This window comes from Stenotrophomonas maltophilia group sp. Smal13, from assembly GCF_030236855.1.
GTDB lineage: Bacteria > Pseudomonadota > Gammaproteobacteria > Xanthomonadales > Xanthomonadaceae > Stenotrophomonas > Stenotrophomonas maltophilia_A.
On the sequence record NZ_JASJSQ010000109.1, the window covers coordinates 1 to 16,334 of the forward strand.

Consider the following 16,334-nt stretch of genomic DNA (forward strand, 5'->3'; position numbering starts at 1 on the left):
GAACCGTCCCAACAGGATGACCCACCCCCCGGTCGGGTACGATGCTCGCCCCCCGTTCGGGACGCTGTACGCAATGAGCAAGAACAACGAAAAGGCCGCCCCGCAGGGCGACGTGACCCAGGACCAGGCCGAGGATGCCGTGCGCACCCTGCTGCGCTGGGCCGGTGAGGACCCGTCCCGTGAAGGCCTGCTGGATACCCCCCGCCGTGTCGCCGAAGCCTATGGCGACTGGTTCAGCGGTTACCGCGACGACCCGCGCGCCTACATGGAGCGGACCTTCGAGGAAGTGGCCGGCTACGACGAACTGATCGTCCTGCGCGACATCGAGTACGAAAGCCACTGCGAGCACCACATGGCGCCGATCATCGGCCGCGTGCACGTCGGCTACCTGCCGGCCGGCAAGGTGGTGGGCATCAGCAAGCTGGCCCGCGTCGTCGAAGCCTACGCCCGCCGTTTCCAGGTGCAGGAGAAGATGACCGCGCAGATCGCCCAGTGCATCCAGGATGTGCTGCAGCCGATCGGCGTCGGCGTGGTCGTCGAAGGCGCCCACGAATGCATGACCACCCGCGGCATCCACAAGCGCGGCGTCAGCATGGTCACCTCGAAGATGCTGGGCAGCTTCCGCGACGACGCGCGGACCCGCGCCGAGTTCCTGCGCTTCATCGAAGTGGGCGGCAAGCGCTGAGCCGCTTGCCCGCACCCCGCCGGCCGCTGCGGGCCGGCATGCCCACGGCTGCCCGCGCGGCAGCCGTGCGTGGCGGCTCGTCCCTGTCAGCCCAACAGACCTCTTTCGCTGCATGAAGCATCGCGAACGCATCTCCCGTTACCGCCATCTGCGCGAACAGCCCCAGTGGAAGCTGCTCGCCGCCGACCACGCTCCGGAAATCATCGGCCTGCTGCAGGGGCTGCTGATGGACGGCGAGCGCACGCTGTCGTCGTCGGTGCTCAACGAGCGCCTGCAACGTGCGCTGGACCAGCTCAACGGCGACGAACTGTCGCGCGACCTGCCGCGTACCGCGCAGGCCTACATCGCGCACTGGCTGGCCCAGGGCTGGTTGGAGCGCCGCCTGCCCGAAGGTGCCGACCAGGAGCAGTACGAACTGTCGACCGCGGCGCTGCAGGCCATCCGCTTCGCCGACGGCCTCGAGCAGGCCCGCGTGGCCGCCACCGAAAGCCGCCTGGCGCTGGTCATCGAACAGCTCTCGCAGCTGGCCGCGCAGACCGAGTCCGATCCGGATGCGCGCCTGTCGGCGCTGCGCGACGAGCGTGACCGCATCGACGCCGAGATCGCCCGCGTCGGCGCTGGCCGCGTGATCGCGCTGGATGGCAAGCGCGCGCTGGAGCGTGCGCGCCAGATCATCGGCCTGGCCGACGAGCTGACCGAGGACTTCCGCCGCGTGCGCGACGACTTCGAGCAGCTCAACCGCGATTTCCGCGAACGCATCATCGACGATGAGGGTGAGCGCGGCGACGTGCTGTCGCAGCTGTTCGAAGGCGTGGATGTGATCGGCGAGAGCGATGCCGGCCGCAGCTTCCAGGCGTTCTGGCGACTGCTCAACGACGCCGAACAGAGCGCACAGCTTGATGCTGCGCTGGAAGCGGTGCTGGCGCGTGGCTTTGCGCGCCGCCTGGACCGCAACGAGCGCAACTTCCTGCGCGGCTTCACCAGCACCATGCTCGAGCGCGGTGGCCAGGTGCACGATGTGCTGCAGAACTTCGCGCGCAGCCTGCGCGGCTTCGTGCAGAGCCGTGGCTACCTGGAACAGCGCCGCCTCAACCAGTTGCTGAAGCAGGCGCAGTCCGAAGCGCTGGCACTGCGCGACGAGTTCCCCGCACAACGCGGCATCGGCCGTGACCTGCAGCTGACCACCAGCCGCCTGCGCTCGTGGTCGCAGTGGAGGCTGCACGATCCACGCAGCGCCCAGGTCGATGGCAACGTCGAGTACAACGACGCGGCCGCGATCAGCCTGGAAAGCGTCGGCGATCTGGTCGCTTCGTCCGAAATCGACTTCCGCACCCTGCGCCGCGACCTGCACGACCTGCTCGATGCACAGCCGCGGCTCAGCATCGCCCAGGCGCTGTCGCAGCGCGAGGCGCCGCAGGGTCTTGGCAGCGTCATCGGCTATCTGTCGCTGGGCACGCGCTTCGGCAACGTGGTCGCCGGCGAGCAGGAGCTTGCCGAATGGCGTGGTGGCGACGGCCAGATCCGTCGCGCCCGCATCCCGCTGGTTTGGTTTACCCAGGAGAGACGCCATGAGCTGGCATGAAGATCCCATCGACGCAGCGCAGGCCGACGTGGCGGAAGACGCCTACGAAGCCGAGCCGGTGGCGGCCGTGGCGCAGCCCCGCCGTGGCAACGACGTGTACTACCTCGGCGATACCGGGCGCCTGCCGCTGGATGCGCGCCGCGCGCTGTGCCAGCTGCTGATCGGCCCCAGCATCGACCAGCTGCGCCACGCCAAGCTGTGGCCGGCGCTGATCCGCAGCGAGGCGGCCATCCGCTCGTCGCTGGCGGACCTGTTCCTGGAACTGGTGCTCGACCGTGACAGCGGCGTGGCGTTCACCCGCCAGGCCGACACCGAAGACGTTGATGCGCCGGTACTGCTGCGCACCTCGCCGCTGACCTTCATCGATTCGGTGCTGCTGCTGTACCTGCGCCAGCAGCTGGCCGAGGCCGATGCGCGCGGCAACCGCGCGGTGGTCGCCGACGCCGAGATGGCCGAAGCGCTGGCCATCTACGAGAAGAACCTGTCCACCGACCGCGCCGGCTTCAATCGCCGCGTTGCTTCGGCGGTGCAGAAGATGAAGGACAACCACATCCTGACCCGCCTCAGCGGCCAGGAAGACCGCCACGAAGTCTCGCCGGCGCTGAAGCTGCTGTTCTCCGCCGAAGACGTGTCCCAGCTTTCGGCGGTCTACCGCCAGCTGCGCGAAACCCCGGCCGCCGAGGCCTGAGAGACCCGACCATCGCATGGCTATCTCCAAGCACACTCCCGCCCTGTTCAACGAAGGCCTGCCGGACCCGCGCCTGCAGCAGTTCCGCATGCGCCGCCTGCAGGTGCACAACTGGGGCACCTTCAACGGCCTGACCGAAGTGCCGATCGCCGAGCGCGGCTTCCTGTTCGTCGGCCGTTCCGGCTCGGGCAAGTCGACCCTGCTCGATGCCATGTCCGCGCTGCTGACGCCGCCGGCCATCGTCGACTTCAACGCCGCCGCGCGTGAAGCCGAGCGCAGTGGCCGCGACCGCAACCTGGTGTCCTACGTACGTGGCGCCTGGGCCGACCAGCAGGACAGCGGCACCGGCGAAATCGCCACCCAGTACCTGCGCAAGGGCGCGACCTGGACCGCACTGGTGCTGGAATACCGCGCCGGCGATGGCCGCGTGGTCAGCCTGGTGCGCCTGCTGTGGATCTCCGGCAATGGCACCTCGGCCGGCGACGTGCGCAAGCACTACATGATTGCCGAGCGCCCGTTCGACATCGCCAAGGATCTCGGCGGCTTCGACCTGGACCTGCGCAAGCTCAAGCAGAAGCTGTCCGACCTGCACCACTTCGACACCTTCTCCGGCTACGCCGAGCGCTTCCGCGACCTGCTCGGCATCGACAACGAAATGGCGCTGCGCCTGCTGCACAAGACGCAGTCGGCGAAGAACCTGGGCGACCTCAACGTCTTCCTGCGCGACTTCATGCTCGACACGCCGAAGACCTTCGACGCCGCCGAGCGCCTGGTCAGCGACTTCGCCGAGCTCGATGGCGCGCACCAGGCCGTGGTCACCGCGCGCCGCCAGGTGGAAACCCTGCTGCCGGCACGCGCCTACTACAACGACCTGAAGGAAATGCACCGCCAGCGTGGCGACGACGAAGCACTGAAGCTCGGCGTCGACAGCTTCCGCGAAAGCCGCCGCCAGGCGCTGATCGAAGCGCGCCTGCGCGAGATGGACGTGCGTGACCGTGGCCTGCTCGGCGAAGAGGCCCAGCGCCGCGCCGCGCTCGACAACCACACCGAGCGCCTGGCCGAACTGGAACTGCAGCGCCGCCAGCAGGGCGGTGAGCGCATCGAGGAACTGGAACGCGAGCAGGGCCGCGCCGAAGCCGAGCGCGACCGGCGCAAGGCCAAGCGTGACCAGGCCCAGGAAGCTGCACAGCAGCTGCAGGCCGAACTGCCCGACGATGCCCATGGTTTCGCCGAGCTGGTCGAGCGCGCGCAGAACGAACTGCAGGACCGCCAGCGTGCCTCGGCGGCACTGGACGACGCGATCAGCGATCGCCTCGGCGGCAAGCGCGATGACGAGCGCCGCTTCGGTGAAGTGCGCAGCGAACTTGAAGCGATGCAGCGCACCCCCTCCAACATCCCGGCGCCGATGCAGAAGCTGCGCGCGCGCCTGGCCGAGGAAACCGGCATCGCCGAAGCGGCGCTGCCGTTCGTCGGCGAGCTGATCCAGGTCCGCTCGGAGGAGCAGGGCTGGCAGGGCGCCATCGAACGCGTGCTGGGTGGCTTCGCGCTGTCGCTGCTGGTCGATGACAAGCACTACAACGACGTCGCCGAGTGGGTGAACCGTACCCATCTGGGCATGCGCTTCACCTACTACCGCGTGCGCCGCAACGATGATGCGTTCGCGCGCGAGCCGTCGGCGAAGTCGCTGCTGCACAAGCTGGAGCTGCGCGAGCATGTGTTCGAAAGCTGGCTGCGGCGCGAGCTCGGCAAGCGCTTCGACTACGAGTGCGTGGATGCCAAGCAGCTGCGCAACGTCGACCGCGGCATCACCCGCGAAGGCCAGGTCAAGCATCCGGGCGACCGCTTCGAGAAGGACGACCGCAGTGCGGTGGGCGACCGCCGCCGCTGGATCCTCGGCTTCAACAACCACGACAAGGTGGGCGCCTTCGAGCGCGAGGCGCAGGAACTGGCCAAGCGCATCGCCAGCTGCGAGACCGACATCGCGCGCCTGCGCGGCCAGCGTGACCGCGACAACGAACGCCGCCTGGCCTGCCACGAGCTGGTCAGCATCAGCTGGAACGAGATCGACATCGCTGCCCCGCAGCAGCGCCTGAGCGATATCGAAGCGACTCTGCGCGACCTGCGTGAAGGCAACGCCGACCTCGCCAAGCTGGCCAAGCAGATCGACGCCGTGCGCGCCGACATCGAACAATCCCGCCGCACCTATGAAGACGTCCGTGTCGAGCGTGGCCAGCTGGTCAAGGAACGTGATCGCCTCGACCGCGCCCGCCAGCAGAGCCGTGCGCTTGTGCTGCCGAGCCTGGCCCAGGAGCAGGAAGCCGGCCTCGCCGAGCGCCTGCAGGAGCAGGGCCCGCTCAGCCTGGAAACGCTGGAAGCGCACATGCGCCAGGTCAGCAACGCGCTGAACGAGCAGCTGTCGTCCTCGCAGCAGGACCTCAACCGCATCGAGAACCAGCTGATCGGCTGCTTCCGTCGCTTCATCCAGCAGTGGCCGGAGGAATCGGGCGACTTCACCGTCTCGGTGGCCTCGGCCGAGGACTTCCTCGCCCGCCTCGAACGCCTGGAGCGCGACGGCCTGCCGCAGCACGAAGAGCGCTTCTTCGATCTGCTGCAGAACCAGAGCAAGAACAACCTGCTGGCCCTGCAGCGCCACAGCGCCGAGGCCCGCAAGTCGATCGGCCAGCGCCTGGACGAGGTGAACGCCAGCCTGGAACAGGTGCCGTTCAACCGTGGCACGCTGCTGACCATTGAACTGAGCGACCGCCGCCTGCCGGAAGTCGGTGAGTTCCACCTGCAGCTGCGCGAGGTGCTGTCGCAGCAGCAGACCGAGCAGCGCGAGCTGGCCGAATCGCAGTTCACCGTGCTGCGCCAGCTGGTCAACCGCCTGGGTTCACAGGAAGGCGAAGACAAGCGCTGGCGCGAGCTGGTGCTGGACGTGCGCATGCACGTGGAGTTCATCGGCGTCGAGCTGGATGCGGAAACGCGCCAGCAGGTCGAGATCTACCGCAGCGGTGCCGGCAAGTCCGGCGGCCAGCGCCAGAAGCTGGCCACTACCTGTCTGGCTGCGGCGCTGCGCTACCAGCTCGGCGGCGCCGACAGCCAGCTGCCCAGCTACGCCGCGGTCGTGCTCGACGAAGCCTTCGACAAGGCCGACAACGAGTTCACCGCGCTGGCGATGAACATCTTCGACAACTTCGGCTTCCAGATGGTGGTCGCCACCCCGCTGAAGTCGGTGATGACGCTGGAGCCGTTCATCGGTGGCGCCTGCTTCGTCGAAATCAGCGGCCGCCACGACTCCGGCGTGCTGCTGATCGAGTACGACGAAGAAGGCAAGCGCCTGAAGCTGCCCGAGCGCAGCCGCCAGCAGGCCAACGAACCGGAAGAAGCCGAGGCCTGACCGCCTCGGTCCAGCGACCTGTAGAGCCGAGCCATGCTCGGCTGCTCTTCGCGCTCGGAAACCGTGTGCCAACCAAGGTTGGCACCTACCGGAAGTCGCTCTGCTCTTGCCCTTGCTCCCAGCTTCCGCGCTCGCGCAGAGGCCGGGTGGCGGTTGGGTGAGAGGGAATGGCAGGACCGCGAGCGCCATGGATGGCGCTCACGAGCCCCCATGGACGGGTTCACGGCGTGTCCTGCCATGCCCCCTCATCCGATCGCCCACATGGGAGTCAGGCGCCAGCGACGCGGTGGATCACGCTCCGCGCAACGTATCCCACGCCATCCGCGCGATCAGCACCACCACCAGCCCCACGAACAGCTTGCGGATGAACGGCGTGCCGCCCTTCAGCGCCAACCGCGTGCCCACCACCGAACCGATGATGTTGGCCGCCGCCATCGGCAGCGCGAACAGCCACAGGATGTTGCCGGTCGGCACGAAGAACGAGATCGCCGCCACATTGGTCGCCAGGTTCACCACCTTCGACGCGGCCGAGGCGCGCAGGAAATCCAGGCCGAAGAAGCGCACGAACAGGAAGATCAGGAAGCTGCCGGTGCCCGGCCCGAAGAAGCCATCGTAGAAGCCGATCGCTGCACCGATCGCCAGCGCGATCACCAGCTCGCGGCGGCCGATCTCCTGCGGCCGGTGCAGCGCGCCGAAGTCCTTTTTCCACAACGTGTAGGCCAGCATCGCGATCAGCAGCACCAGCACCAGTGGGCGCACCGCGTCCTTGGGCAGCAGGCTCACCGCGGTGGCCCCGGCGAAGGAGAAGATGAAGGCGGTGCCGGCCGCGAACAGCACCGGCTTCCACGGGAAGCGCACGTTGCGCGCATAGCGCCAGGCAGCCGCACCGGTGCCGAACATCGAACTGAACTTGTTGGTACCGAACAGCATCGCCGGCGTCTGCTGCGGCAGCACCGTGAACAGGCCGGGCAGCTGCACCAGGCCACCGCCACCCACGGCGGCATCCACAAGACCGGCGATGAAGGCGATCACCACCAGCCACCACAACTCAGGGGGAACCAGTTCCAGCACGGCGATCAATCAAGGTGGGGGCGCGACAGCATACGCCTGTCCTGCTTCAGCTGGCCCGTGCCGCGCGTGGATCAATCCGCGCAACCCGGCGACAATGCCGGCATGAGCCGAAAACCCGCCGATCCCTGTCCCTGTGGCCTTCCCGCCGACTACACCGCCTGCTGCGGCCGTTTCCACGCCGGCGAAGCCGCGCCCGATGCCGAGCGCCTGATGCGTTCGCGTTACAGCGCCTACGTGCGCGGTCTGGCTGACTACCTGCGCCAGAGCTGGCACCCGGACACGCGTCCGGCCGAGCTGTCACTGGATGAAGCACCCGGCCAGCGCACGCATTGGCTGGGCCTGACCGTACATGAGCACACCGTCACCGGTGCTGACAGCGCCGATGTCCGCTTCACCGCGCGCTATCGCGTCGGCGGCGGCAGTGCGGTCAAGATGACCGAACACAGCCGCTTCCAGCGCATCGACGGCCGCTGGTACTACCTCGACGCGGCCTGAGCCCTACACGCTGCGCGCAGCCAGCACGCGCTGGCCGCCGTGCGCGTGCACCTGGTTGCGCCCCCCGTCCTTGGCCACGTACAGCGCCTGGTCGGCGGCCTTGACCACTGCCATCGGGCGCGGATCCACATGGCTGTCGGCCAGGCCGATGCTCACCGTCACCTGTACCACCTGGCCGCTGCCACCGCGTCCGCGCTGCTGGCGGCCGGCTTCGTCATCACGGCTGCGGGTGCTGCGGTCGCGCAGCTGCATGCGGGTCTCCTCGATGCTCTGCCGCAGCGCCTCCACGGCATCCATGCAGGCCGCCGCAGGGCGGTCCAGGAACACCACCGCGAACTCCTCACCGCCATAGCGGAACGCACGGCCACCGTCGCCCACCCGCGCCAGCCGCGAGGCCACCAGGCGCAGTACATCGTCGCCGGTGTCGTGGCCATGGGTGTCGTTGAATGACTTGAAGTGGTCCACGTCCACCATCGCGATGCTGTAGGTGCCGTGTGCCCGCTGCAGGGTCTCGTTGAATGCCCGTCGCCCCGGCAGGCCGGTCAACTCATCGCGGAAGGCCATGTGGAAGGACTCCTGCAGCATCGCGCCCAGCATCAACAGCAGGGCGGCGCTGCTCAGCGCCGGCAGCAGTACCGGGTGCAGGAAGATCCGCGGCAGCATCCACCACAGGCACAGCAGGGCCAGCAGCATCGCCGTGTGCAGTGGCCGAGGATGCCGCCACGCCTGCCAGCCCAACGCTGCGGTCGCCAGCAGGAACAGCAGCGCCGGCAGCTGCGCCAGCGCGTTCCAGTCGGCGGGAATCCAGGCCCAGTGACGGTTCGACAGCAGATCGTGCATGCCGCGCGGCTGCTGTGTGGCTAGCAGCAGGAAGATCATCACCGCGGTGCCGATGGCAATACCGCGCAGCAGCAGGTCCTGGCGCCGCCGTCCGCGCTCCGGCCACAACGCAAGGCCGGCAGACAACAGCGGCAACCAGGCCGAGATGGCGTGGAAGCGCAGCGGTGTCAGCGTGGTGACATGGCCATTGCGCAGGTAGCCAGCGACGTCCTGGTGCAGCAGCGCGAACATCACCGCCACAAGCATCAGCAGGCACAACGTGCGCACCTGGTGGTAGAGCAGGGCGAGGCCGGCACCGAGGCAGGCCAGCAGCCAGGGCAGGATGCGCTGCGCCGGGCTGGCCACGTCTGCGGTATCCAATGCGGTCCACACCACCACGGCAACCAGCACGGCGGGCAGCACGAACAGGTAATGCGCAGGCTGGCGGAGCGGATGCAGGGGCAAGCAGGATTTCCAGCGCGGTGACGACGCGGCCGCAGCACTGCCGTTAGCGGCGTGCGTGCCTGCATCTTGAATGCGGGGGCTCATCCATGTGAACAAAGTGACGCCGAACCATGACATCGCACTCACCGCCCTGCGCCGATGCTGCCCACATGGACAGCGTACCCGCCGCCGTCGCTGCCCCGCAGCACGATCTCGCCCGCCAGTTCGCCCATGTACGGACGCGCAGCCTGCAGCTGGCCGCGCCGCTCAGTGCCGAGGACGCCATGCTGCAGAGCATGGCTGACGCCAGCCCGAGCAAATGGCACCTGGCCCACACCACCTGGTTCTTCGAACGCTTCGTGCTGGCGGGTTTCGCCACCGTGCCAGCGCATGACCCGGCCTGGGACTACCTGTTCAACAGCTACTACAAGAGCATCGGCCCGGCGCATGCGCGGCCACAGCGCGGGTTGCTGTCGCGGCCCTCGCTGCAGCAGGTGCGCGACTACCGCCAGCAGGTCGATGCACAGGTGCAATCGCGGTTGGCGGCGGGCGATCTCGATGAGCAGGCGCTGCAGCACCTGCAGTTGGGCCTGCAGCATGAACAGCAGCACCAGGAACTGCTGCTCACCGACATCAAGCATGCGTTCTGGTGCAACCCGCTGCAGCCGGCCTACCGCGAGGACCTGCAGCCTGCCACCAGCGCTGCCAGTGCGCAGGGCTGGATCGAATCACCCGAGCGCATCGTCACCGTCGGTGCTGCAGCCTGGCCGCAGCACACCGCGTTCGCCTACGACAACGAAGCACCAGCGCATCGCGTGCTGGTCCCCGCGCACGCATTGGCCGAGCGTCCCGTCAGCAATGCCGAGTACCGCGCCTTCATCGACGCCGGCGGCTACCGCGAACCGCGCTGGTGGCTCAGTGAAGGCTGGGCATTGCGTGAAGCCGAGGACTGGCGGCATCCGCTGTACTGGGATGACGCCCTGCAGCGCGAGTACACCCTGGGCGGTTGGCGCGAACTGGATCCGCACGCGCCGGTCTGCCACCTCAGCTACTACGAGGCCGATGCCTGCGCCCGCTGGGCCGGCGCGCGCCTGCCCAGCGAGTACGAGTGGGAAGCCGCTGCCGCGTCGCAGCCGCTGCGGGGACATTTCGCTGATGACGACCGGCTGCACCCGCAGGCAGCGCAGGGCAGTGGAATGCGGCAGCTGTTCGGCGATGTCTGGGAATGGACCCACAGCGCGTATGGCGCCTACCCGGGCTTCCGCCCCTTCGCCGGCAACCTCGGTGAGTACAACGGCAAGTTCATGTGCGGGCAGTGGGTGCTGCGTGGTGGCAGCTGCGCCACGCCCCGCGGCCATGTGCGCGCCAGCTACCGCAACTTCTTCATGCCGCCGGCGCGCTGGCAGTTTTCCGGACTGCGCCTGGCCAGGGACCTCACATGAGCACCGTGCATGACGCGCTGCAGGCATTGACCGATCTCACCCCCGGGCGCCAGCAGATCCTCTCCGACGTGGTGGCCGGGTTGTCGCGCACGCCCCGGCAGCTGCCGTCCAAGTACTTCTACGATGCGCGTGGCTCGCGCCTGTTCGAGCAGATCACCCAGACTCCCGAGTACTACCCCACGCGGACCGAGTTGGCCCTGCTGGCGCGTGTGCTGCCGGACATTGCCCGAACCGTTGGACCACGCCTGCATGTGGTGGAGCTGGGCAGCGGCAGCGGACGCAAGACCGCGCAGCTGTTGGCCGGACTGCACGACCCTGTGGCCTACACGCCGATCGAGATCTCGCGGGCCGCGTTGCTGTCCAGCATCGACCATCTGGCACCGGCGCTGCCCGAGGTGGAGATGCTGCCGGTCTGTGCCGACTTCACCCGCCCCGTGGCCGTGCCCATGCCTGAACGCGAACCCGCGCGACGGCTGCTGTTCTTCCCCGGTTCCACGCTGGGCAACTTTGAAGGCGAAGACGCGGTCGCACTGCTGCGGGCGATGCGCCAGACCATGGGCCGCGACGGCCTGGCCCTGGTCGGCATCGACCTGCACAAGGACCCGGCGCTGATCGAAGCGGCCTACAACGATGCGCAGGGCGTCACTGCCGCATTCACCCTCAACCTGCTGGCCCGGCTCAACCGCGAGATCGGCAGCGACTTCGACCTCGACGGCTTCCGCCACCGTGCCCGTTACAGCATCGCGCGGCTGCGCATCGAAACCGATCTGGTCAGCCGCTGGGCGCAGGATGTGCATCTGGATGGCCGCAGCTTCCACGTGGCCGCCGACGAACCGATCCGCGTGGAGTACAGCCACAAGTACACCGACGGCAGCTTCGAAGCGCTGCTGCAGCAGGCGGGCCTGCAGGTCATGCAGCGCTGGGACGCCGAGAGTCCCGCCTATGGCCTGCGCCTGCTGCGCACCGCCTAGGGCGGACGGCCAGCGGGTGCCGCTTCAGGTTCAGCGACGCCGGTGCCCCTAAGATGGCCGTGCAACGGCAACACGGAGGACGCCATGCCCATTCTGACCACGCTCGGCCTGGCGGCCGCTCTCGCCTCGCCCCCCGCGTTGCCTGCAGCACCGGATGCCAGCGTCGATCCGGCCTTCAGCCGCTGCCTGACGGGCCTGCAGGCCACGGCCGCCAGCCAGGGCATCAGTGCCGATCGCTTCAATGAAATCACCGCCGGGCTCACCCCGGACCCCAGTGTGCTTGGCCTGCTCGATGCGCAGCCGGAATTCACCACGCCGATCTGGGACTACCTGGCCGCGCTGGTCGATCGCCAGCGCGTGGCTGATGGTCGTGCCATGCTGGAGCAGCATCGCGACCTGCTCGATCGGGTGTCGGCGCAGTATGGTGTCGATGCCGCCACCATCGTCGCGGTCTGGGGCGTGGAGAGCGACTACGGCCGCGTGTTCGGCAAGCGTCCCCTGCTGCAGTCACTGGCCACGCTGTCCTGCGCCGGCCGTCGCCAGCCGTTCTTCCGCGGTGAACTGCTGGCGCTGCTCAAGCTGATCGACCGCGGAGACCTGCAGGCACAGGGGCTCACCGGTTCCTGGGCCGGTGCCTTCGGGCACACCCAGTTCATGCCCAGCACCTATGCACGCATTGCCGTGGACGGTGATGGCGATGGCCGCCGCGATCTGGTCGGCAGCATTCCCGATGCGCTGGCCTCCACTGCCAACTACCTCAAGCGCGCCGGCTGGCGCAGTGGCGAGCCGTGGGGCATGGAAGTTCGCGTTCCCGCTGGCTTCAACGCCAGCCAGGCCGGACGTACCCAGCGTCGTGCCCTGGCCGACTGGCGTGCGCAGGGCGTGACCGCGCTGGATGGCAGCGCGCTGGCTCCGGCCAACCTGCCCGCCGACGCGCGCGCCGCCCTGCTGCTGCCGGCCGGCAACAAGGGCCCCGCGTTGCTGGTGTTCCGCAACTACGACGCGATCTACAGCTACAACGCGGCTGAAAGCTATGCGCTGGCGATCGCCACGCTGGCCGACCAGCTGCGTGGCGGCAGCGGGTTGGCCACCGCCTGGCCGACCGACGACCCGGGCCTGGGCCGCGATGAGCGCCGCCAGCTGCAGGCCCTGCTGCTGGCGCGTGGCTACGACATCGGCAGCGCCGACGGCATGATCGGTACTGCCACCCGTCGTGCGATCCAGTCCGAGCAGCAGCGCCTGGGCTGGGCCAATGCCGATGGGCGTGCCGGCCAGCGCATCCTGCGCGCGCTGCAGGAAGAGGCGGCCGCCATCGCACCCGCTGCGCAGAAGGCCTTGCCCCAGGCACGCTGACCGCGACATCATCGCCGCGGTCTTCAAGGAGCGTCATCGCATGCAGTCGGATCCGGACATCAGCAGCGGCCTGTATCACGGGCTGGAGGCCTGGCACGTGCGCACCCCCAGCGCGACGGCGGTCATCAGCGTGTTCGGCGGACAGCTGCTGTCGTTCATTCCCGATGGGCAGCCCGATGTACTGTGGCTTTCGCCCACGCGCGCCGAGCTGCCCACGCCCATCCGCGGTGGCGTCCCGGTGTGCTGGCCGTGGTTCGGCCGCCAGGGCCAGAACAATGATGTGCCCGCACATGGCCTGGTGCGCACCGCGCGTTGGGAGCTTCTGCAGGCCAGCCAGAGCGATGACGGTGAGGTCGAGCTGCAGTTGGCACCTGCACTCTGCGCCGATCCCGGCCTGCGCCTGCAGATGCAGTTGCGCATCGGCCGCCAGCTGCGTCAGCAGCTCGTCACCGAGAACACCGGAACCTCGCCGGTGACCTTCACCCAGGCCCTGCACAGCTATTTCCGGGTGGGCGATGCCAACCAGGTCGAGGTCGAGGGCCTTGATGGCCTGCAGTACCTGGACAAGTACGAGGACTATGCGCAGCTTCGCCTGCAACAGGGACCGTGGTCATTGCGCGATCCGCGTGACCCCGGTCGCAGCGATCGCATCTATACCGGTGCCGGCGGCCATTACGTGCTGCGTGATCCCGTACTGCAGCGGCGGATCGAGATCCGCAGCGAAGGCAGCCAGACGCTGGTGGCCTGGAATCCCGGTGCGGAGGCGGCAGCGAAAATGGCCGATGTCGGCGATGGCTGGCACGATTACGTTTGCCTGGAAGTGGCCAACGCAGGCCCGGAGCAGATTACGCTTGCGCCGGGTGAGCGCCATCAACTGGTGCAGACCCTGGCCAGTAACGCGCTGTAGGCGCTGGCAGTGGTTTCAGTTTGTCGATGCAGTAGCAAGGACGGAAAACATGCAGGAAGCACAATGGTGGTACGCCAATGGCAGGCAGAGCAGTGGGCCGGTGGATCTGGCCGGTCTTCGCCAGCTGCAGCGGGAAGGAACGGTCACGGCGCGAACGCTGCTCTGGTGCGAGGGCATGCCCTCGTGGCGGCCGTTGGCGGAGCTGGATCAGGCCTCAACGCAGGTCGAGGTGGCTCCGGTCCTGGATATCGACGCAGCGTCTGCGGCTGAGGGCATTGCGCCGAGCGTCGGCGATCCGTCCGACCCCTATCGTGCGCCGGTCGCTGCACCGGATGTGGCTGCGGCTGCCGGGCTGGAGGGCGAGATGGCCTTGTACGCCAGCGTGGTCGGTGGCAACTTCCCGATCTATCGCCAGCGCTGGCGGCTGGATCAGGGCGGCATCGCCACGGGCAGTGGCACCTGGCACTGGCCGGCATTCCTGCTCGGCCTGATCTGGATGATGTACCGCAAGATGTACCGCCTGGCGGCGATGTGGGCTGGCCTGCTGCTGCTGATCAGTGTGGTGGAGACCTTGCTGGATGTGCCGGATGGCCTGTCACTGGTCATCACCTTCGCGCTCAGCATCACCACCGGCATCTTTGGCAACAGCTGGTACCTGGCACACTGCCAGCGCCTGATCGCCCAGGCCCGTGCCGTCACCGGCGGCGATGACGCACGGCTGCGCAGCGAGCTGACCGCGCGCGGCGGCACCAGCGTGGTCGCCACACTGATCGCCATCGTCATCGCGGTGGTGCTGAGCACCGTCGGCGCCGCATTGGCGGGATAGGGCAGGTCAGCGTCCCTGGCGGGGCCGCAGTACTACCAGGCACAGCGCACCGGCCACCAGGCCCCAGAACGCCGAGCCGATGCCGGCCAGCGAGACGCCCGAGGCGGTCACCAGGAAGGTGACCAGTGCCGCCTCGCGGTCCCGCTCTACTGCCAGCGCACTGGCCAGGCTGTTGGCGATGGTGCCGAACAGCGCGATACCGGCCACGCAGGCCACCAGCTCTTTCGGGAACGCGGCGAACAGTGCGGCCACGGTGGCGCCGAACAGCCCGACGACAATGTAGAAGGCGCCGGCCGCCATCGCGGCGGTATAGCGTCGTGCCGGGTCCTCATGCGCATCGCGGCCCATGCAGATCGCTGCGGTGATTGCCGCCAGGTTCAGTGCGTATGCACCGAACGGTGCCAGCAGCGTATTGACCACACCGATCCAGCCGATCAGTGGCGACACCGGGGCGTCGTAGCCGGATGCGCGCATCACCGCCACGCCCGGAATGTTCTGCGAGGCCATGGTGACCACGAACAGGGGCAGGGCGATGCCAGCCACTGCAGTCCAGGACAGGGATGGGGTCACCCATTGCGGTACCGCCAGTTGCAGCTGCACCTGCTGTGCGTGCAGCAGGCCACGGCTGGCCGCCACCGCGATGCCGACCAGCAGGGTGGCGATGACCGCATAGCGCGGGAACAGGCGGCGTCCGCCCAGCCAGGTGGCGAACATGGCCAGCGCCAGTACCAGTTGGGTGTTCATGGCCACGAACACGTCCAGGCCGAAGCGCAGCAGCACCCCGGCCAGCATGCCGGCGGCCAGCGCCATCGGCACCCGCTGCATCAACCGGGCGAAGATGCCGGAGAAGCCTGCCAGCATGCCAAGCACCGCAGTGAGCAGGAATGCACCGGTGGCTTCAGCGAGCGAGGCACCGCCTGCACCGACCACCAGCATCGCCGCGCCCGGGGTTGACCACGCGGTCACCACCGGCACGCGATAGCGCAGCGACAGCCCGATGCAGGTGACACCCATGCCCAGTCCCAGTGCCCACATCCATGAGGCGATCTGTGCCTGGTTGGCACCGACGGCTTGTGCAGCCTGGAACACGATGACGGCCGAACTGGCGAAGCCGACCAGCACAGTAATGAAGCCGGCAACGAGGGCCGGTACTGAAAGGTCGCGCCACCACGCTTGCCGCACCTGCATGTTCATTGCCGTCTCTCCACTGTGCATCCGTGCATTGATAGCCCTTGTGGCGTTGACCGCGCAACGCGCGGTCAACGCCACAGTGATCTTCGAGCGTATGTCATGCGTGATGTTGCGTTGGTTCTGTCATCACCCTGCAAAAAAATGCTTGACGAAATCCGCAGGATCTCTAGAATTCGCTCCCTTGCTGCAGCGCACCGCTTCTTCGGAAACGGCACGCAGACAGCAACGCCACCACCGCCGAACGAGATGATCGAACGAAGGTGTTGACGGACTCGAAAAGTCCGGCATAATAGGCGGCTCGCAACGACGAAAGACCCTCGGGTCCAACGACGAAGCAGCATCGGCAACAACGTCCACCCCGGTGAGACGGCCTTGAAAAAAGGTGTTGACGAAGCGGAAAAGCCGGCTATAATGGGCGGCTCGCTACGAAGGAAACTTCGCAGCACACGGGAACGGCGCTGAG

At 67.9% G+C, this 16,334-nt stretch carries 13 protein-coding genes; 10 read left to right on the forward strand and 3 right to left on the reverse strand.

Annotation, left to right across the window (positions count from 1 at the left end; genetic code table 11):
* Nucleotides 1-73 precede the first annotated feature (73 nt).
* The 4 genes from folE (at nt 74) to QRO95_RS22640 (ending at nt 6,352) form a co-directional block, all read left to right on the forward strand.
* Nucleotides 74-685 carry a GTP cyclohydrolase I FolE gene (gene folE / locus QRO95_RS22625; RefSeq protein ID WP_004141296.1) on the forward strand — a complete coding sequence of 204 codons (612 nt, stop codon included), beginning with the start codon at nt 74-76 and terminating at the stop codon, nt 683-685.
* Nucleotides 686-797: 112 nt separating this feature from the next.
* Nucleotides 798-2,267, forward strand: coding sequence for a DUF3375 domain-containing protein (locus QRO95_RS22630; RefSeq protein WP_121504949.1), 1,470 nt, complete (start codon nt 798-800; stop codon nt 2,265-2,267).
* Nucleotides 2,254-2,955, forward strand: a complete 702-nt coding sequence (locus QRO95_RS22635; protein ID WP_005411692.1) for a DUF4194 domain-containing protein — start codon at nt 2,254-2,256, stop codon at nt 2,953-2,955. The genes QRO95_RS22630 and QRO95_RS22635 overlap by 14 nt, the downstream gene beginning before the upstream one ends.
* 16 nt (nt 2,956-2,971) lie before the next feature.
* The gene (locus tag QRO95_RS22640; protein WP_049446864.1) at nt 2,972-6,352 is read left to right on the forward strand and encodes an ATP-binding protein; all 3,381 of its coding nucleotides are present in this window, start codon (nt 2,972-2,974) and stop codon (nt 6,350-6,352) included.
* 291 nt (nt 6,353-6,643) lie between these two features.
* On the opposite strand, the gene QRO95_RS22645 is transcribed toward QRO95_RS22640, so the two are convergent.
* Nucleotides 6,644-7,423, reverse strand: coding sequence for a TSUP family transporter (locus QRO95_RS22645; RefSeq protein WP_032130226.1), 780 nt, complete (start codon nt 7,421-7,423; stop codon nt 6,644-6,646).
* Between the two features lie 102 nt (nt 7,424-7,525).
* Between QRO95_RS22645 and QRO95_RS22650 the strand changes: the two genes are divergently transcribed.
* On the forward strand, nt 7,526-7,918 hold the full coding sequence (locus QRO95_RS22650; protein ID WP_285303525.1) for a YchJ family protein: 393 nt from the start codon (nt 7,526-7,528) through the stop codon (nt 7,916-7,918).
* A 3-nt stretch (nt 7,919-7,921) separates the two neighbouring features.
* On the opposite strand, the gene QRO95_RS22655 is transcribed toward QRO95_RS22650, so the two are convergent.
* Nucleotides 7,922-9,202: a diguanylate cyclase gene (locus QRO95_RS22655; protein ID WP_285303526.1), complete on the reverse strand. Its 1,281-nt coding sequence runs from the start codon at nt 9,200-9,202 to the stop codon at nt 7,922-7,924.
* Nucleotides 9,203-9,351: 149 nt separating this feature from the next.
* Between QRO95_RS22655 and egtB the strand changes: the two genes are divergently transcribed.
* From egtB to QRO95_RS22680, 5 genes are all read left to right on the forward strand, one after another.
* Nucleotides 9,352-10,623: an ergothioneine biosynthesis protein EgtB gene (gene egtB, locus QRO95_RS22660; RefSeq protein WP_285303527.1), complete on the forward strand. Its 1,272-nt coding sequence runs from the start codon at nt 9,352-9,354 to the stop codon at nt 10,621-10,623.
* Complete coding sequence (gene egtD / locus QRO95_RS22665; RefSeq protein ID WP_285303528.1) at nt 10,620-11,594, forward strand: L-histidine N(alpha)-methyltransferase; 975 nt, start codon at nt 10,620-10,622, stop codon at nt 11,592-11,594. Before egtB ends, egtD begins: the two co-directional genes overlap by 4 nt.
* Nucleotides 11,595-11,678: 84 nt before the next feature.
* Nucleotides 11,679-12,947 (forward strand): lytic murein transglycosylase, encoded by a 1,269-nt coding sequence (locus tag QRO95_RS22670; protein WP_285303529.1) that lies wholly within the window; start codon nt 11,679-11,681, stop codon nt 12,945-12,947.
* 40 nt (nt 12,948-12,987) lie between these two features.
* Nucleotides 12,988-13,854 (forward strand): D-hexose-6-phosphate mutarotase, encoded by an 867-nt coding sequence (locus QRO95_RS22675; protein WP_285303530.1) that lies wholly within the window; start codon nt 12,988-12,990, stop codon nt 13,852-13,854.
* Between the two features lie 49 nt (nt 13,855-13,903).
* Entirely contained in the window at nt 13,904-14,680 is a 777-nt protein-coding gene (locus QRO95_RS22680) for a DUF2628 domain-containing protein (protein WP_285303531.1), read from the forward strand.
* Between the two features lie 6 nt (nt 14,681-14,686).
* Here QRO95_RS22680 and QRO95_RS22685 read toward each other — a convergent pair whose 3' ends face one another.
* Nucleotides 14,687-15,874 (reverse strand): benzoate/H(+) symporter BenE family transporter, encoded by a 1,188-nt coding sequence (locus tag QRO95_RS22685; RefSeq protein WP_285303532.1) that lies wholly within the window; start codon nt 15,872-15,874, stop codon nt 14,687-14,689.
* Between the last annotated feature and the right edge of the window lie 460 nt (nt 15,875-16,334).